Source organism: Streptomyces sp. NPDC002911 (assembly GCF_053591835.1).
This window is the reverse complement of record NZ_JBSFUO010000018.1, coordinates 55,488-70,903: the sequence shown is the minus strand read 5'-3', so window position 1 is coordinate 70,903 and position 15,416 is coordinate 55,488. Positions and strand designations below refer to the sequence as shown.

5 protein-coding genes are annotated in these 15,416 nt (G+C 70.0%); all 5 read right to left on the bottom strand.

What is annotated here, in order from left to right; all coding sequences use genetic code 11:
• Positions 1-76: 76 nt before the first annotated feature.
• The gene (locus ACWD04_RS24320; protein WP_451135213.1) at positions 77-1,132 is read right to left on the bottom strand and encodes an MDR family NADP-dependent oxidoreductase; all 1,056 of its coding nucleotides are present in this window, start codon (positions 1,130-1,132) and stop codon (positions 77-79) included.
• Positions 1,129-2,907, bottom strand: a complete 1,779-nt coding sequence (locus ACWD04_RS24315; RefSeq protein ID WP_451135211.1) for a phytoene desaturase family protein — start codon at positions 2,905-2,907, stop codon at positions 1,129-1,131. Before ACWD04_RS24315 ends, ACWD04_RS24320 begins: the two co-directional genes overlap by 4 nt.
• The gene (locus ACWD04_RS24310) at positions 2,904-4,619 is read right to left on the bottom strand and encodes a phytoene desaturase family protein (RefSeq protein ID WP_451135209.1); all 1,716 of its coding nucleotides are present in this window, start codon (positions 4,617-4,619) and stop codon (positions 2,904-2,906) included. Before ACWD04_RS24310 ends, ACWD04_RS24315 begins: the two co-directional genes overlap by 4 nt.
• Positions 4,609-14,121, bottom strand: a complete 9,513-nt coding sequence (locus tag ACWD04_RS24305) for an amino acid adenylation domain-containing protein (protein ID WP_451135207.1) — start codon at positions 14,119-14,121, stop codon at positions 4,609-4,611. Before ACWD04_RS24305 ends, ACWD04_RS24310 begins: the two co-directional genes overlap by 11 nt.
• Before the next feature lie 207 nt (positions 14,122-14,328).
• Positions 14,329-15,315 (bottom strand): sterol desaturase family protein, encoded by a 987-nt coding sequence (locus tag ACWD04_RS24300; RefSeq protein WP_451135205.1) that lies wholly within the window; start codon positions 15,313-15,315, stop codon positions 14,329-14,331.
• Positions 15,316-15,416: the final 101 nt, after the last annotated feature.

The following is a 15,416-nucleotide window of genomic DNA, read 5'->3' as shown; positions in this document are numbered from 1 at the left end:
TGGTGGTCACTGTGCCTCCTGGTCCGTGGGCGGGCCGGCGCGCGTACGCGGAGTGGGGCTGGGTGTGCAGGGGCGGTCACAATTCGACGAGCACCTTGCCTCGGCTGGTGTCCCGGTCGCGGTACAGGGCGGCGTAGGCGTCGGGGACACTGTCGAAACCGCGGTGGATCGTGTGGTCGTAGACGATCTCGCCGCGTCGGATCCTGCCGCCCAACTCGGTGTGCAGTGATGCCCAGTTGTCTTCGGTGAACCACTCGGGTGAGAAGATCCCGCGGACGGTGGCCCGCGGGAACATCAGGTACGGCAGGAGCCTCGGGCCTCTGTCCTCGTTGCCGACCTGGGTCGCCCACTGCCAGCACACCGCTACGTGGGCACCGACGTTGAGCATGGAGAAGACAGCGTCGGTGACCGCGCCGCCCAGGTTGTCGAAGTAGCGGTCGACGCCGTCGGGGGCTGCTTCGGTGAGGGCCTTCCGCACGGTGTCGGCGCGGTCTCCGTGCCGGTAGGTGACGACAGCGTCGAAGCCGAGCCCGGTCAGATAGGCCTCCTTTGCCGGGGAGGAGGTGGTGCCGACGACCCTGCCTCCGGCGAGGGAGGCCAGCTGGCCCACGAGCGCGCCCACCGGACCCGAGGCACCGCTGATCACGACGGTGTCCCCGGGGCCGATCGTCAGGTACTTGGTGAAGGTCCCCCAAGCGGTCATCCCTGGGCCGCCCATCACACTGAGCGCGGTCGCCAGCGGCAGCGCGTCGTCGTAGTGGTCCGGGTCCAGACGGCGGTAGGCCGGGAAGACCATGGGAAAGGTCCCGGTCTGCCAGAGCTCGGCCGCTCCGTTGCTGACGAGATGGGTACGCCAGCCGCCGAACCCCTGGACCAGGTCGCCCGGCCGGTGGGCGGCGCGCCGTCCGGCCGCCATCACCTCCATGATCGAGTCGGCACCCATGTGCGCGCCGATCGGAGTGTCCAGGGCGATGCCCTGGAGGTAGGGGTCGACCGAGATGTAGAGGGTACGCAGCAGCATCTCGTCGGGGGCCAGGTCCACATCGAGGTCCTCGACGACCTTCTCGTAGATCCGGTGGACATCGGGTACGCCGCCGGCGTGTTCACGGACCACCCACTTCTCCGTCCTCATGGCCTGTCGCCGGTCCTCTCTGTCCTGTTCGGTACCCTTGCGCCGGTTCCGCGGAGGGCGGCGGCCGGCAGGAGCGGACCGGGTCGGGTCGGTACGGGGATGACGCGGTGAGTCGGCGGGGGCGCGGTGCGGTCCACCGACGCGGTGAAGGGCCTGCCGTCGTCGCGGCAGACGAACTGCATGGCGTGGCGCCCGGCTGCCGCTGCCCGGATCAGTCCACCGGTGGTGGCCCACACCCCGGACTGATAGAAGTTCCGCAGGCCGGGCAGTCCCGGGCCGTGCTTCTTGACGAGGTCCTCCAGCGTCTCCCCGCTCTCCACGAACGGCTGCCAGCCGAGGACCGTCCCGTCGTAGTTGCCGGTGTAGCGGACCTGGGTGAGCGGACTGGAGACGTCCCGGACCACGATCGCGTCCCGGATACCAGGGAAACGGCGTTCCAGGTAGTCCACCAGAGCCTCGCGCGCCCGTCGTTTCGCCGCGTAGTAGCCGCGCCCGTGACGAACGGGGAGGGTGTGCAGTTCCTCCCCGCCGCGGACCCGGGTCACCTGCTCCGGGCCCTCGTCCAGGGCTCGCCACGGAGCGATGTCGCAGAAGTACGTGACGTAGACGACGGTGGTGCCGTCCGGGGAGAGCTCGGGGTAGTGACGGCTGCGGAACTGGACGTTGATACTCGGGTGGCGCAGACCGGTGAGCTCGGCGGCCGTGGCCTCGTCCAGCAGATACGTCGTGCACGGGTCTCCCTCGGGAAAAGGGCGGGAGAGACCGAGGAAGAGGGTGAAGTAGCCAGGAAAGACCATGCCGGGTTCGTCGATGGTCCGGGTGTACAGACGGCGGTAGGTGTCGTCGAGGTAGCGGCCCTGGAGGAATTTCGTCGTGGTGGTGTACCCGTCGCAGGCCGAGACGACGATGTCGGCACGCACTTCGCGCCCGTCACTGAGCCGCACTCCGACCGCGCGGTCGTCCTCGACGAGGATCGTGTCGACCTTGGTGTTGTACGAGACCTCGCCGCCGAGCCGCAGATAGCGGCTTTCGATGGAGCGGGACAGTCCGAGCGAGCCGCCCTCGGGGACGCCCGCGGAGAGGTTGGCGTGCGAGGCGAGCTGGAAGTGGAAGGGCAGCACGGGGAAGGCCGGGTGCTTTTCGTAGAGGATGAAGTTGAAGGCCTCGCGCAGCAGCGGGTCTTCGTAGCGGGCCGAGTAGTCGGCCATCAGGACACCGATCGTGCCGCGCACGGTGTTGAGGTACGGCAGGAACGAGGCGAGCATCCGCCAGCGTTCCGTGCGGCTCATCAGGCCGACCGGTTTGAGGAAGGGGTAGGCCGCGAGGGCCTTGCGGAAGGAGCGCAACTGGGCGCAGAACCTGCGCACCAGTCGTGCGTCGGCCGGCGAGATCTGGATCAGGTGCTCCTCCAGCCGGTCCGGGTCGGAGTAGAAGTGGACGGCCCTCCCGTCCCGGTCCCGGACGATGTTGAACACGTCGAAGTGGCGCACCTCCTTTCCCTGGAGCGCGCCGAGTTCGAGCCAGATCTGGTGCATCTCGTTGCCGGGACCGCTGCCGAGGAGCCAGCTCACACAGGGGTCCAGGGTGAAGTCGCCGCGGTCCCAGGCGGTGCAGCAGCCGCCGGGCAGCTCGTGCATCTCCAGGATCCGGGTCCGGTAGCCGTTCATCTGCGCGTAGCAGCCGGTGGAGAGGCCTCCGAGACCGGCTCCGATGATGATCATCGTCTCTCTGCGGCGTTCCGCCGAGGGTGCGGTCCTGCGCTTGAGATGGTTCATGAACCGGATTCCTCCCGTGCGGACCATCGGTCGAGCTGGGGCAGGTCTCCGAGCTTCCCGGGATGCCAGGGCTCGGCACCGTCGCTCTCCCACGCCCGGAAGGTCAGGCCGAGTTCCTGGCAGAGGTACTGGGTGGCGAAGCGGCCGGTGGACGCGGCGCGGATCAGACCGCCCATGCCGACCCACTGTCCGGCCATGGAGAATCCGCTGAGTCCGGGGAGCCGCATCCGGTCCCTGCCGACCAGGCGGGAGGCGACGTCGTCGGCGTCGGAGAACGCCTTCCACGCCAGGATCGACCCGTCGCGGTTGCCCGTGTACCGGTGCGTCGTCGCAGGCGTCGCGACCTCGACCACCTCGGTGCGTTCGGCGAGTCCCGGCGTACGGCGTTCCAGGAAGGCACTCACGAAGTCGGCGGCCTGCCGCTTTCGCGCGCGGTACTCCTTGCGGTCGCGGGTGCGCAGCTCCTTCCAGTACGCGAAGTCGCTGAAGTAGGTGCAGTGCACGACGGAGTGGCCGGGGGGTGCGAATCCATCGGAGTACCGGGAACGCACCTGCACGACCAGGCTGTTCTGGAGCGCGCCTGGGAGCCGGGCGGCGTCCTCGCCGGACAGCAGGTGGGTGGTGCTGTGTGCCTCCCCGGGGCCGAAGGAGCCGCGGAGGCCCACGAAGACGGAGACGACCGCGGGGAACAGGGTCCCGGGGCGGTGCAGCAGCTCGGAGTAGAGCTTGTCGATGCGGGGGCTGCTGTAGCGGCCGTCAAGCAGACCCTGGAGCGTGGTGAGTCCGTCGCAGGCCGAGACGATGTGCTCGGCGAAGTACCGCTTCCCGTTGCGGAGTTCGACGCCGACCGCGCGGTCGTCCTCAACGAGGATCTTCTCGGCACGCGCCCGGTAGGTGACTGTGCCGCCCAGCTTCTCGTAGCGCTCTTCGAGGGAGCGGGCGAGAGCGAGCGATCCGCCCTGCGGGAAGCCGGCGTTGTGGTGGTGGGCGGCGGCCATGTTGAAGAGGTACGGCAGGAGCGGGAACCCTTCCGGGTCCTGGAAGAAGATGTTGCGGAAGGCCCGCCGTAGCAGGGGGTCCTGGAAGGTGTCCGCGAAGGTGTGCATCGGGGTCGCGGCGGTACGCCAGAACAGTCGGAAGGCAGGCAGCACTGTCCGCAGCATCTCCGCCCTCTCCCGCAGGGTACGGAGCGGGGGCGCGGTCAGGAACGGGTACAGATCGATGCGGGTGAACCTCCGCAGGTCCTGGGTGAACGCCCGGATGGGCGCCGCGTCGAGCGGTGAGATCTCCAGCAGGTGGGCTTCCAGCCGGTCCGGATCGTTGTAGAACAGCACCGCCCTCCCGTCCTCGTCCTCGACCTTGTTGAACACGTCGAAGTTGGTCACCGTCTTGCCGTCGAGCGCGCCGAGTTCGCGCCAGACCTGGTGGGCGTTGTTGCCGGGGGCGGTACCGATCAGCCACTCGATGCAGTAGTCGAAGAGGTAGCCGTCCCGCGACCAGGCGGTGCAGCAGCCGCCGGGCAGTACGTGTTTCTCGAAGACCCTGGTCCTGGCTCCGCTCATCTGGGCGTAGCAGCCGGTGGAGAGGCCGGCCACGCCCGCGCCGATGACGATGACGCGGGGCGGGGTGCCGGGCGGGCGGCGGGGGCTGGTCCAGTCGGGGCCGGGGTCTGGGGCCGCACCGGCGCTGCTGGAGGTGGTGTCAGGCTTCATGGGTCGCGTCTCCGGTCAGGATGGCGCGCACCAGGCCGGCGTTGCTGACGAGGTGCTTGGGGTCGAGCATGTCGGCGTGTCGGCCGGAGCCACGCAGTACGAGCGTGTTGGCGACGGAACTGCCGTGCCAGGTGCCCTGCTCGCCGGGGGCGTACAGGGCCGCCTTCTCCTCGTCGGTGATGACGTTGACGGCCGCCTCGACCCTCCCGGTGTTGGGAGTGCGTCCGCAGAAGGTCAGGTACTCCGCGGCGTGGGCGAGCGTCTCACGGGCTACGGCCTCGGACCCGGTGTGTTTGCGCAGGTGTTCCGAGAGCTCCGCCTCGAAGGCCTGGATACCCTCCTCCCCGGGTTCGTAGGTGTCGAGGATGCGGCGGGAGTCCAGGATGATGACGTGGGCGACCTGCCGACCTCGGCGTTCGAGTTCCTTGGCTGTCTCGAAGGCGAGGTTGCCGCCGAGGGAGTATCCGAGGAGCAGGCAAGCGCCGGCGGTCTGGACAGACTCGACGAGGTCGGCGTACCGGGCCACCTTGTCGTCGCCGGGGAGGTAGTTGAAGCCGATGACGGTGTACTCGGGGAGGTGTTCGGCGAGACCGCGGTAGACGAGTCCGTGGCCACCGGCCGGCGGAAACGCGAAGAGGAGCTGCGCCTGTCCGTCGTTGAAGGCGAGGAAGGGGAGCTCCTCGGCCTCCGCGCCGTGCAGGACGTCTTCCACTGCCGCGGCCATTCCGTGCAGGGTGGTGGTGCGGTACAGCCGGCTGACAGGTACGGTGACGCCGAATTCGGTGCGCAGGTGGTGGAGGAGCTCGATCAACTTGATAGAGCTGCCACCGAGTTCGAAGAAGTCGTCCTCCAAACCCACCTGTCCGATGCCGAGCAGGGTCTGCCAGTGCCGGGCGACACTCGACTCGTAGGGCGTCACCGGCGCTTCGTGGGGCCGCTGCCCCGTCTTGGCCTGCGGCGCGGGGAGCGCGGCGAGGTCGACCTTGCCGTTGGCTGTCAACGGCAGTGCGGGCACGGGGACGAAGTGCGCCGGGATCATGTATGAGGGCAGGGAGCCGACGAGGTGGCGACGCAGGGCGCGCGGGTCCAGGGTGGCTCCCGCCGCCGGCACGCAGTAGGCGCAGAGCGCGGCCTCGCCCCGGCTGTCGGTGCGGACTGTGACCACGGCCCGGTCGAGCGCGGGCCAACGCTCCAGCTGCGCTTCGACTTCGCCGGTCTCGACCCGGTGACCGCGCAGCTTCACCTGGCCGTCGGTGCGGCCCAGCAGGTGCACCCGGCCCTGGGCGTCCCAGCGCGCGAGGTCGCCGGTCCGGTAGAGCCGCTCCGGCCTGGCCCCGGGCTCGCGGCTCAGGGTCCTGGTGACGAAGCGGTGCCGGGTCCGTTCCGGGTCTCCGGCGTACCCGAGCGCCACACCGTCACCGCCGATCCACAGTTCGCCGGGGACTCCCGGCGGGACGGGTTCGCCATGAGTGTCCAGGATGTGCAGGGTGCTGTTGGGCATCGGGCGGCCGATCGGGACCATCCGGCCGGGTTCCAGGTCATCGGTGGGCCCCTCGAAGTACGCGCTGTCGACGGTCGCCTCGGTCAGACCGTAGGAGTTGACGAGCCGGGTGGCGGGTCCGACCAGCTCGCCCAGTCGCCGGTACTCCCCCACGTTCCAGGCGTCGGACCCGACGACCAGTAGGCGCAGGAAGTCCAGCCGCAGCCCTTCCCGGGTGCAGTGGTCCATCAGGCCACGCACCACCGCCGGGACGAATTCGGCACAGTCGACACGCTCCTGACGCATCGTCCGGTAGAGCCTCGGCGTGTCGAAGAGGAGGTCACGGTCGGCCAGCACGAGATTGCCGCCGGAGCACAGGGCACGGACCAGATCACCGGTGAACACGTCGAACGCCGGTTGGGCCATCTGGAGGTGGACCCGGATGTCCTGTTCCAGGCGGTAGACCTCCTGCCAGGAGGCGTAGGCCGATGCCAGGTTGGCGTGGGACACCCGGACCGCCTTGGGGCGTCCGGTGGATCCCGAGGTGGTGATGACGTAGGCGGGAGCGTCTGGGTCCACCGCTTCCTTGTCCATCAGGGGGGTGCCCACCGGAAGGCCGTCCGTGTGGGAGCCCGTCACGCCAAGCTCCTCCGGTGTGACCGTCCGGACGGCAGGTGCGGCGGTGCTTCCCGGCAGGCCGGTGCCGGAGACGAGGAGTGCGGCGCCGGCGGCTTGAAGGAGTTGCGCGAGCCGGTCGGCGGGCTGCTCGGGCTGGACGGGCAGGTAGGCGCCGCCCGCCTTGAGCACGGCGAGCAGGGTGACGACCAAGTCCGGAGTCTTCTCCATGCGCACGGCCACGACGGTGCCTGTGGTGAGCCCCAGAGCCCTCAGCCGTCGGGCGCACTCGGTGGCCCGGCGTTCCAGCTCGGCATAGGTCATCCTGCGTGCGCCGCCGCTCGGGTACGGCGCCGTGACGGCCACCGCGTCGGGCCGTGCGGCGGCGACCCGGCTGATCCGCACATGGACCGGCAGGAGTGCCGACCCCACGGCGCCTGCGCGCCGGTCGGTACCGGGCCCGTCCGGGAAGCCTGCGGCGGCGACCGGGGCGCAGGTGAGCGCGGAGGCGGGGCGGCTCCACTCACTGAGCAGCCGCGCGCGTTCGTCGTCGCCGAGCATGCCCAGCCGGGACGCCGCCGTTCCTCCAGGGGCCCGGGTCATCCCGTCGAGCAGCCCGGTGTAGTGGGAGGCCATACGCCGGACGGTCTCCGGCAGGAAGAGGTCGGTGTTGTACTTGAACACACAGTGGAACCGGTGCTCGGCCTCGTCCTCGTAGGCAGACAGCGTCAGGTCGAACTGTCCTTCCTCCTCGGGAAGTTCGATGTATTTCAGACGGTAGCCGTACTGCTCGGTGGCGACCTTGTGGGTGAGCAGGATGAACATCGCCTGGAACACCGCTGAGCGGCTGGGGTCGTGCTGGAGGCCGAGCTCCTCGACCAGGAGGACGAAGGGGTACTCCTGGTTGTCCAGGCCGCCGAGCACGGTCGTACGGACCTGTTGCAGCAGTTCGGCGACGGTCGGCTCCGTGGTGAGGTCGGCGTGCAGCGGCAGCGGGTTGACGAAGTACCCGTAGACGGATCCGAAGTCCTGCCGGGTGCGCCCGGTCACCGGACTGCCCACGACAATGTGGTCCTGACCGGAGTAGCGGTGCAGCAGGAGGTAGTAGGCACTCAGCAGCACCACGAACGGGGTGACCTGGTGGACCTGGGCCAGTGCGTGGACCCGCGCGCTGAGTGCAGTGTCGAGCTCGAAGAACGCGGAGGCGCCGTTGTGGGTCTGGACGGCCGGGCGGGGCTTGTCGGTGGGCAGGTCCAGGAGCGGCACCTGGGCCGGCAGGTGGCCTCGCCAGTAGTCCAGCATCCGCGCCGCGTCAGCTCCGGCGAGGAATTCGTTCTGCTGGTTGAGGAAGTCCAGGTAGCGCGCCGCCACCGGCGGGAGCTGCGATTCGCGCCCCTGCCGCAGCGCCTCGTACACCTCGAAGAGTTCCTCGATGAAGGTGAACGTGGATATCGCGTCCGAGACGATGTGGTGGACGGCCTTCATGATGATCCAACGGTCCGGCCCACGCTTGAAGAGGCGGAAGCGCACCAGCGGGTCGTGGGCGAGGTCGTAGGGCTTGCGGTACTCGGCGACGATCGTTTGGTGGATGCTCCGCCAGTCCTGGTCCTGGACGTCGAAGAGGGCGAGGTCGGCTTCCACGTCCGGGGAGACGCGCTGGACGGCGTGGCCGTCCGCCAGGAAGAAGTTGGTACGCAGGGCCGGGTGCCTGTCGATGAGTCTGCGTACGGCCTCGAACATCAGGTCCGGTTCGAGGGGGACCTCCACCTCGACGGCTCCGCCGATGTTGTAGGCGTAGCCGTCCGGGTTGAGGTGCTTCAGGAACCACAGCGCCTTCTGGTTCTGGGTCAGCGGGTACTGCCGCTCGTCGTGGTGCACCTCGACGGCCCGGGCCGTGCCGCCCGTCCCGCCGCCGGCGGCGGCCAGAGCGACCAGGCCGTCGTGAAGCTGTGCGGCCAGTTCCCCCGCGGGGGTGCCGCTCAACAGGGCGACCACGGGCATGGCCACGCCGAGTTCCGCGTGGATCCGCGCGCGCAGTTCCATCGCGAGGAGCGAGTCGAGCCCGAGGCCACCGAGGCCGGTGGCCGGGTCGATGCGGTCCGTGCCGGTCCGGAGTACGGCGGCGGACAGCGCGGCAAACCGCTCGGTCGCCAGGGCGCGGCGGCCGGCGTCGTCCGAGCCTGCGAAGACTTCGAGGAAGGCGTTGCCCGATCCGCCGGCCGCCGAGGACTCGGTCCCGGCGGCCAGTTCGAGGACCAAGGACGGCGGGGCCGGGTACCAGGCCAGGAAGACGGGCCAGTCCACGACGGTGGCCACGACGAGTTGCGCGTGGTTCTGCCCGATGACGCGCTCCAGGACGTTCATCCCCGCTTCGGGGGCCATGGAGCTCATGCCTCGGCTGTGCAGATAGTGGTCGACGAGTCCGAGTTCCTCGATCATTCCGGTGGCCCAGGGACCCCAGTCCAGGCTCAGCGCGGGCAGCCCCCGGGCACGGCGGTGGTGGGCGAGCGCGTCCAGGAACGCGTTACCCGCCGCATAGTTCGTCTGGCCGGCCGTGGTGAGCAGGGAGGCGATCGAGGCGAACAGGACGAAGTGGTCGAGGGGTTCGTCCCGCAGATGCCGGTGCAGGAGGTAGGCGCCGATCGTCTTGGGGTCATGGACGGCGTCGAAGGTGGCCCGGTCCAGATCGGTGACCAGGGTGTCACGGACCTGGCCGGCCAGGTGGAACACTCCGCGCAGGGGCGGCGGTCCGGTGCGGCGGTAGGCGTCGAGCCAGCCGGTCAGGGCGTCCTCGTCGGTGATGTCGAGCGGCGCCAGGACGACGTGGACCCCCAGCGTCTCCAGTTCCCTGACCAGGGATACGGCCCGGCCCTCGGCGGCGGCCGGGTCGGTGACGGTCCACTTCTCGCGGGCCGGGACGGGGGTACGTCCCACCAGGACGAGTCTGCGGGCGCCGCGCCGGACGAGGGTGCGGCACAGCAGACGGCCGAGCGCGCCGAAGGCGCCGGTCACCAGATAGCTTCCGTCGGTCCGGAGCCGCAGCGGCAGGGGGCGGGTCAGGCCCTGGGCGGGGCGCAGTCGGCTGGTGCGCCGGTCGGCGCCCCGCAGGGCGATCTCCTCCTCGTCGTCGGTCAGTGCCTCGAACAGGAGGGTCTCGGCGTCGGCGCGGGCGCCGTCCGGCCCCGGCGCCTGTCGTGGGTCGAGGTCGATCAGTTTGCCCGGGTGCCCCAGAAGTTCCTGGTGACGCAGCACGCGGCCGACGCCCCAGGCGGGTGCTCCGAGGGGTTCGACGTCCTCCCCGGGCAGGACGGCCTGGGCGCCGCGGGTCACGATGTGCAGGGCGCCGCCGGTCTCCCGGGAGAGCAGGATCCGGGCGAGGACGGTAAGGGCGTAACTGCCCGGCCCGGTGTGAGCGGTGAGGGCGTCCGGGCCGCAGCGCGCGAGGAGTGGCCGGTCAAGGTTCCACAGGTGCATGACCACCCCTCGGAAGGGTCGGCCCGCTGCGCGGTCGAGGTCGGTCAGGACGCGCCGCAGGTCGGCCTCGGAGCCTGGGTCCACGGTGTGGGTGTCCCCGGCCCTGGCGTACGCGCCGCCGGGATGTACCAGATGGCAGCGTTCGCCGCGGGCCGCCGCGAGGGCGGCGAAGGCGTCGGCGACGCCCTGGCCGTCCGCGAGGACCAGCCAGCCGTGCTCCCGGGCGGCTGCGGCCGTGTCGCCGCCGTCCATGGCGGCCGGGGCGGGGCTGTCGGTCCACACCGTCTCGGCCAGCCAGGAGTCGATGGTGGTCCGGGTCACCGCGGTCGCGGCCTTCTCCACGTCGGTGGCCCGGAATCCAAGGATGCCGCCCAGTGGGGTGCCGTCGTCGGCGTACAGGGCGATGTCCCCGAGCGTGGTGTCCTCGGTGACCGTGTTGTGGGGCGTGGTGCCCCCGTCGCCTCGCAAGACGGTGGCATGCGCCCAGAAGGGCTGGTCACCGATCGGTTCCAACGCGACCTCGTCGAGCGAGAGCGGCAGTCTGATGCCGGTACCTGACCCCGCCCGGTCTTCCAGGAGCTGCGGGGTCAGGAGGGACTGGAAGCAGGCGTCGAGCAGGGCCGGGTGCAGATGGTGGCGGGCGGCGTCGTCGCCGATCGCCTGGGGCGGCCTGATCCGCGCGAGTACCTCGGTGGGGCCGACCCACACCTCTTCGATGGCCTGGAACGCGGGGCCGTACTGGTATCCGAGGGCGGCCAGCGCGATGTAGCAGGCAGGTCCGTCCAGGTGCCGGGTGGTGCGCGCGCGGATCGCTTCGGCGTCGAGCGGCCGGGCGAGGGGGCGGTGCTGCCCGATGCGGACCACTCCGCTGACGTGCACGGCGGGCTCGTCTTCGGCCCCCGCCGCGGAGGCGACGGCGAAGGCTGCGTCCTCCAAGGAGAGAGACAGCCGCACCGCCCTGTCCTCCCCCTCGGGCAGGAAGAGGGCCTTACGCAGTTCGATGTCGGCGAGGACGACCCGACTTCCGCCGGTGATCCTCAGCACGGCCTGGGCGGCCATTTCCAGGTATCCGGCGGCGGGGAACACCACGGTGTCCTGGATGCGGTGGTCGGCGAGGTAGGGCAGCCTCTCGGTGTCCAGCCTGGTCTGCCAGGCCGGCTCGGTGTGGTCGGTACGGCGGCCGAGCAGCGGATGGTCGAGCTCACCCAGCCTGACCTGCGCGACGGGAGAGGGCTCCGTCCAGTGACGGTCGCGCCGGAAGGGGTAGCGCGGCAGGGCGACCGGACGGCCTCCGGGCTGGAGCATGGTCCAGTCGACGCCGGTTCCCAGGTTGTGGAGTGAGGCCAACGAGACGGCAAACCGTTCGTTCTCGTCCTCCTGGCGGCGGATCGAGGCGAGGGCCAGGCCGCTCGCGTCCCGTGCGCCGAGGCATTCCCGGATCGAGTGCCCCAGCACCGGGTGGGGGCCGATCTCCAGGAAGACCTGGTGCCCGTCGTCCGCCAGTCGGTCGACCGCCGCCCGGAACCGCACCCGGTCACGTACGTTGCGCCACCAGTACACGGCGTCGAGCTCACGCCCGTCCGCTACTCCCTCCTGGCCCGTCAGGTAGAGCGGAATCTGAGCCTGCCGTGGCGTCAGATCATGGAGGGAGATGAGCAGTTCGTCCTTGATGCGCTCCATCTGCACACTGTGGTAGGGGACCCGCACCGCGAGGAACTTGACGAAGTGCTGCTCGGCCCGCAGCTCTTCGGCCAGCAGGGTCAGCGCCTCCTTCTCACCCGCGAGCGTGATCGAGGTGGGGCTGTTGACGGCGGCGACCGACACCCGGTCCTGGTAAGGGCGTACGCGGCGTTCAGCCTCGTCCTCCGTGAGGCTCACCGCGAGCATGGTGCCCGTCCCGGCCAAGGTGTTCTGGAGCCGACTCCGGTGAGCCACGATCCGGACGGCGTCCTCCATGCTGTAGACGCCCGCCTCGTAGAAGGCGGCGACTTCCCCGGTGCTGTGTCCGACCACGGCGTCGGGGACCACGCCGTACTCCCGCCACATGGCCGACAGACCGATCTGCAGCGCGAAGTTCGCGGGCTGGGCGAGCCAGGTCTCACCCATCCGTGAGGTGGCCTCACCGGCGGACATCTCAGTGAGGAGGGACCAGCCGGTGATGTCCTGGAGAACGCGGTCGCACCGGGTGACGGTCTCGCGGAACGCCTCGTCCTCGTGCAGGAGCTGGCGGCCCATACCCCACCACTGGGGGCCCATCCCGGTGAAGACCCAGACCAGCCGGCGTTCGTCGGCGGCCCGCAGCCGGTCCTGGACGACCCGGGGGTGGGGCTCTCCCCGGCCGTACGCGGCCAGGGCCTCGTCGAGTGAGGAACGCGAGGAGTAGACCACGGAGAGTCGCTCGGGGAGGTGCTGGCGGCGGTGGGCCAGGGTGTGGCCGAGGTCGGGGAGTGCCACCGCGGGGCGGTCCGCAGCGCCTGCGAGCTCGTCCCGGATGCCGTCCGCCCTTTCCAGGAGGGCTTCCGCGTGTCGGGCGCTGAGCGGCAGGATGCTCCAGCGGCGCTCGCCGCCCCGGGCGGCGGCCGGCACGCCGCCGCTGTCCGTGGGTAGTGGGCGAGGTGGTGCTTCCTCCAGCAGGACGTGGGCGTTGGTGCCGCCGAACCCGAAAGAGTTGACCCCCGCGCGGGCGGGCCCGTCGTGGTCGGGCCACGGGGTGAGCCGTGCGGGGATCTCGTACGGCAGCGCGGCCGCGTCGATGGCCGGGTTGAGCTGTTCCAGGTTGATGTGGGGTGGGATGAAACGGTGTTCGATGCTCAGGGCCGTCTTGATCAGCCCGGCGATTCCGGCGGCGGACTCGGTGTGGCCGATGTTGGTCTTCACCGAGCCCACGTAGCAGCGGGCCCCGGGTGACCGTCCGACGGCCAGGGCGCGGGCCAGCGCGTTGGCCTCGATGGGGTCGCCGACCGGCGTCGAGGTGCCGTGGGCCTCCATGTACTGGAGCTGGCCGGGGGTGATCCCCGCCTGGGCGCAGACGCGCCGGATGAGGGAGACCTGCGCATCGGGGTTGGGCACGGTAATACCGTTGGTGCGGCCGTCCTGGTTGACCCCGCTGCCGATGATCACCGCATGGATGGGGTCGCCGTCACTCACGGCGTCCTCCAGCCGCTTCAGCGCGACCAGACCGACACCTTCGGCCCGTACGTAGCCGTCCGCGGAGGCGTCGAAGGTACGGGAGCGGCCCTCGGGCGACAGGAAGCCGCCCTTGGTCTCGGCGACGGTGTACTGCGGGGCCATGTGCAGCAGGGTGCCGCCCGCCAGCGCGAGATGGCTCTCGCCTTTGAGCAGCTCCTGGCACGCGAGGTGCACGGCGACCAGTGAGGAACTGCACGCGGTGTCGATCGAGAGGCTGGGCCCGCGGAAGTCGAAGCAGTGCGAGATGCGGTTCGACACCATGGTCATCATGGTCCCCGTCGCGGTGTGCGCGGCCAGCGAGGTGAAGTCCAGGTCGGCGAACTGGAGGATCTTGTAGTCCAGGGTGAACGCACCCACGTACACGGCGACATCGCTGCCCTCCAGCTCTGCCGGGCGTTGACCGCCGTCCTCGAGCGCCTCCCAGGCGACCTCCAGCAGCTTGCGCTGTTGGGGGTCCATATGGTCGGCCTCGCGTGGGCTGATGCCGAAGAATTCCGGATCGAATTCGTCGAAGCCGTCGATGTATCCGCCCCGGCCTCCGACGAGGCGTCCGGGCTTGTCCCGGAACCGGCTGCCGAGCGTGGTGACGTCGTACCGGTCGGGCGGGGTGGGGGTGATGCAGTCCTTGCCGGCGGCCAGGTTCCGCCAGAACGACCGATGGTCCGACGCCCCGCCCGGCATCCGGCATCCGATGCCGATGATGGCTACCTTGTTCCTTAACGGGTCGTTGAGCGCGTCGGTCATGTCGGACTCCTCATCAGGTATGGGCGAGGCGCCGGTGCGTTGGCGGGGCGCCGGGGGCGTTCGCGGCAGGTGCGGGCCGCGGGAGGCCTCAGGCCGGGATGCTGGGTACGGGCGAGGACGGGCCGCTTCCGGGCGGTGGCCGCCGGACCCGGCGGCAGAAGGCCCGGGTACGACCGGAGCCGGACCGGAGAGCGGCCGGTCCGCCGGTCAGTTCGGCTCCTGAACGGCCGGCCTGCGCCGCCAGGGGTGCAGAAGGGAGGCGACGATCTCGCCGGTACCTGGGAAGGCCGTGGAATCGCTGAGTCCGACCGAGGCGGGTTCGCGGCCGGGATGCCAGGTGAAGCTGCCGAAGAAGTGGTCCCAGCAGGAGAGATCCGACCCGTAGTGACCGGCTTCGGACAGGTCGGTGCTGTGGTGCAGCCGGTGCTGCTCGGGGCTGACGAGCAGATGGTTGAGCCGTCCGATGCGCACATCGATGTTTGCGTGCACGAAGTAGCCCTGGGCGGCGACGAACAGACCCACCACCAACAGTGCCGACCGGGAGAATCCGACCAGGGCCAGGGCCAGCTGGACGAGCCCCTGAGCCAGCACGATGTCCAGCACGTGATTGACGCCGTTGTTGGCGACGTTGACCTTCTGGGGGACGTGGTGCACACCGTGCAGCCGCCACAGAAGGGTGCTGCTGTGGCTCAGCCGGTGCACCAGGTAACTGACCAGCGAGCCGAGGAACAGGGCGGCAGGGATCTCGGCCCACAGCTGACGGGCCGGCTCCGGGCGGGATATCCAGCCGACTGCGGAGGTGACCAGTAGTTGGGCCAGCCCGCTGCCTGCCATGGTGAGGCAGAAGTAGACGCCGTACCAGCGCCACTCGTCACGTCCGGGGTGCCATTCCCGGTCGTAGGGAATCATCCGCTCCAGAACGGCCAGATAAACGAGCGTTCCGACCAGGAAAAGCGGACTGACCAATGCCGGATCCCAGTGCAGCGACAGGGCCGCCGCGCCGACCGTGACCACCGCCAGCACAAGAAGGGGGTAAGCGGTCGCCCTGAGGACAGCATCCCGGCCATTTCCAGCTGCCCGTTTCCCGCCCGCCTGATTCCCGCGTGGCGGATAAACACCCGAGCGAGCACTCGGCGGAACGCCCGGAACACCCGGTGGAATTTCGCCGTCGGCGAATCGATCGCACCTGTCCATACATGACACCCCCACACACGCTGTGACCCAGAAGAGAACCGGAGAGGAAGAAGCACCGTCTGCCCAGGTCGAGGGATGACGCATCGTGTGCCGCCACCCTC